This is a genomic window from Sutterella parvirubra YIT 11816, assembly GCF_000250875.1.
Lineage (GTDB): Bacteria > Pseudomonadota > Gammaproteobacteria > Burkholderiales > Burkholderiaceae_F > Sutterella > Sutterella parvirubra.
The window spans coordinates 5,804-8,865 of sequence record NZ_JH604982.1; the positions used below are offsets into that span (position 1 = coordinate 5,804).

Consider the following 3,062-nt stretch of genomic DNA (forward strand, 5'->3'; position numbering starts at 1 on the left):
GGGCCCGCGCCTGCCGGCCGCCGCCCGGGCGCTCATGCGCGCCTTCGGCGGCACGCTCCTCTGCGCGGGGCTTCTGCTCACCACGCTCACCGCCCTCAACACCGCGCAGGCCAACTCCACCCTCATCGCGGGGGCACGGGCGAGCGGCTCGGGGAACGTCATGGTCGCGCAGTCGGTGGACATTCCGGGACGGGCCGTGTCGTCCCGCTTTCTGCTCCCCTCCCAGCAACACCAGTCGCAGGAGACCGTCTCCTACGTCGACGGCGTGAAGGTTCCCCAGGTCCCGCACACGAACGGGCTCTTCGTCACGTTGACGCGCGCGCTTCAGCCCGACGGGCGCACCCTCGTGCGGGAGAGTTTTCTGAACGACAAGGGGGTCCTCGTCGCACAGAACGTTCTCCCCGCCGCGAAGCGCCTGAAGCTCTCGGCGGAAGAACTCGCCACACCCGTGAACGGCCTCTTCACCGACCCCGAGCACGCCCGCGAGGTGAACGCCCAGCTCGACATCCCGGCGGAACCCGCAGGGTCCGAAACGTCGCTTCGCTACGTCCTTCCCTCGCCCTCCGACTACGCCGAGCTCGACCGCCGTCAGCGCACGGAATCGCGCCGCACGACGCTTGTGAAGCGTGAGGCGGAAGACAAGGCCTCCAAGGCCGCCAAGGCCGCGAAGAGCGACGCAAAGAACGACGAGAAGACCGGCCAGGGCGCCCTCAAGGCCGCCGAAGACAAGGTCGGGCAGGCCGTCGCCGACGCGGTCGACGCCGCCGCGACGGCGCTTCACCTCAAGTCCGCCCCCGAACCCGGCGCCGCCCCGGTGCCGGACGCTCTGGACGCGCTCGCCCAGGAACCCACGGGGATCGTGAACGGCCTCGGGCGCATGATGGCCGAGCGCGGCAATTCCGCCCGGCTCGCGGTCACGCAGGCCGTGGAATTGGTCGAGCGCTTCGGTTGGCGCGGCCCCGTCATCGAATACACGGTCGCCGACGCCCGCGAAGCGTGGATCCTCGCGGTGTTCCCGGGCCGCACGGCGGTCGCGCGCCGCGTCGCCGACGACGAGGTCGTCTTCACGGCGCAGACCTCCTCCCTGGGGGACGCCGACCTCACCGATCCCCATTCGACGATCGTCACCGACTTCACCCGCAAGCGCGCCGAGGCGCTCCTGGAGTCCGCCCGCGAAGATCTGAAGTCGTCGGTCGCCCCCGCGGGCGAAGCCCCCGCCTGGCCTCAGCGCACGGTCTTCCGTTTGGAGGACCACGTCGATCCCCCGACGGACGACGCCCGAAGGAAGAGCCACATGCGTGAGGCCGCCGCCCGCAAGATCGTCGCCCCGGAAACGCTCGGACAATTCCCCTCCGACTGGCGCGACTTCTGGACGGCGCCGGGCTGGCGCGGGAAGGAACCGCTTTCGGTTGAAAAGGTCAAGCAGGTGCTCCGAGCCCACGGCTCGGCCCACGACGCCGACGGGATCTGCAATCCCTCAACGGCGCGAAGCGACGTCTGGGAGTTGAACAGGAATCCCCTGCTCGTTCGCGTGACGTCCTCCGAACACCGCCCCGGCGAATCGCTCTTCGTGCCGGCGCATCCTCTCGCCGCACCGCTTCGCCACCTCTCCACCGACGCGCCCGCGATCCGGTTCGACACCGACTCGCGCGACGTGCGCACGATCCGGCAGATCCACGCGGTGCTCTTGTCGCTCCTTCGTCAGGACGGAGGGGGCGTCGTCAACTTTGAAAAAATCAGCCGCGACTTCGAGGCGAAGGCCTTCCGCGACGTTCAGGCCGCGGAGGCGAACGCGCTCTTCTTGTCGGATCGGGTGTCCTCTGAAAAAGCCCGTCAGCGCCTCTGGTCGACGGACGCCCGCATTCAGGCGTTGGCCGACGCCGTGACCGCGCAGCACATCGCCGAGATCGCGCCCGAACGCGTGACCGTCTTGGCCGACCGCCTGCGCCCCGGCCGCTCGACCGTCAAGGTCGTCGTCTTCGGGAGCGACACGTTCGATGCGACCTCGATCGTGCGGAAGAGCCTGCGGCTTCGCCTCCCCGACACCGACGGCGAAGGCTACGCCGAACCCAACCTTTCGCAGGCCACCGCGCTCGTGCGCCGCGACTTCGACGGCGACGGCAGGACCGACGCCGTGGTGACCTTCACCGTCGACAAGCTTTTGGCGAGCACGGTGCCCGACACCTACCTCACGCTCTTCGTCACCGGCACCGCCGGGAAGAAGTCCTTCGTCGGGTTCGACACCGCGATCGTGAACGCCGCGCCGGAATCGGTGCTGCCGCAACAGTGACCGGTCCATGACGAAGGCTCCGCTGAAGGGGAAGGCGTCGGGCGGCGCGGCCGTCACGGACACGACGCTCGCGACCTACGACGCCCGGGCCTCCCGCTACGCCGCCCGGTACGACGAGGTCGTGCCGGCACGGCTCCAGGCGCTCTTGCGCGCCCGGATCACCCCGGGCGACCACGTGCTCGAGCTCGGCTGCGGCACGGGACGCGACGCCCGGTTTCTCGCCTCCATCGGCGCGAAGGTGCTCGCGACGGACGGATCCGCCTGGATGCTCCGCGAGGCAGAGATCCGTGAGATCCGTGAGAGGACTTCGGAACCCGAGCGCCGCCCGACGTACAGGCAATTGGCGCTCCCGCCCGAGTGGGAGGAAGACAGGGGACGTGCCGCCGCGCTCGCGGTTCTGGGCGTTACGGAACCCTTCGACGCCGTCGTGGCGGTGGGCGTCCTGCAGCACCTCTCTTGGGAAGCGCTTCGCCCGACCGCGGCCTTCGCCGCGGCCGTGCTCAAACACAACGGCATCCTCATCGCCTCGGTCCCGACCAAGCACCCCGGCGCGAAGACCAGCGACGGGCGGTGGTACTCCGACTTGCCGGTGGAAGGCTATGAGGAGGTCTTCGGGGCCGTGAGTTTGCGGACGGCGTACGTGTCGGAACCCGAGCTCGAAGGCCCGAAGGAGACGCCGGCCGAGTGGCGGACGGTGGTGTTCGCGAAGGATTCGCTCGTCGGCCGTCACTGACCCCAAGTCGAGCGCCTTCCCGCCCGGGATGTGTCAGGG

The 3,062-nt window shown here is 69.7% G+C and carries 2 protein-coding genes; both read left to right on the top strand.

Annotated features, from left to right (window positions below):
- On the top strand, positions 1-2,290 hold a 2,290-nt coding region (locus tag HMPREF9440_RS06270), incomplete at its 5' end, for a C69 family dipeptidase (protein WP_008542572.1).
- A gap of 7 nt (positions 2,291-2,297) precedes the next feature.
- Positions 2,298-3,023, top strand: a complete 726-nt coding sequence (locus HMPREF9440_RS10655) for a class I SAM-dependent methyltransferase (protein ID WP_008542573.1) — start codon at positions 2,298-2,300, stop codon at positions 3,021-3,023.
- Positions 3,024-3,062: the final 39 nt, after the last annotated feature.